The sequence below is a fragment of the Streptomyces sp. SP17BM10 genome (assembly GCF_036322405.1).
Taxonomy (GTDB): Bacteria; Actinomycetota; Actinomycetes; order Streptomycetales; family Streptomycetaceae; genus Kitasatospora.
The window spans coordinates 1-387 of the sequence record NZ_JAQYXB010000020.1 but is presented as its reverse complement, the minus strand read 5'-3'; the positions used below and the strand labels follow the sequence as shown (position 1 = coordinate 387).

The window sequence follows — 387 nt, the reverse complement described above, 5'->3', positions numbered from 1 at the left end:
TTGTTTTGTGTTTTTCTTTAATGTGTTGGTGTGTGTTTTTTTTTTTTTTTTTGTGTTTTTTTTTTTTTGCGGGTTGTTTGGTTTGTTCCTGGTTTTTGTGTTGTTTTTTTGTGTGGGGTGGTGGGGGGGGGCGTTTTTTTTGTTGTTGTGGTTTTTTTTTTTTTCGGTGGGTGTTTTTTTGTGTCGCTGGTGGGGGGGGTTTTTTTTTGTTTGTGGGGGTTTGGTTGTGGTTTTTGTTTGTTTTTTGTTGGTGTTTTTTTTTTTGTTTTTTTTTGTTTTTTTTTTTTTTTTTGTGTTTTTTTTTTTTTTTGTTTTTTGGGGGTTTTTGTGGTTTTGGTTTTTGGGTTTTTTTTTTTTGGGGGGGGGGGGTGGGGGGGGGTGGGGGGC

1 protein-coding gene is annotated in these 387 nt (G+C 35.9%); it reads left to right on the top strand.

Annotation, left to right across the window (positions count from 1 at the left end; all coding sequences use genetic code 11):
* Positions 1–30: 30 nt before the first annotated feature.
* Positions 31–387, top strand: a 357-nt coding sequence (locus tag PUR71_RS40795) for a hypothetical protein (protein WP_329924226.1), incomplete at its 3' end; no start/stop codon positions are given.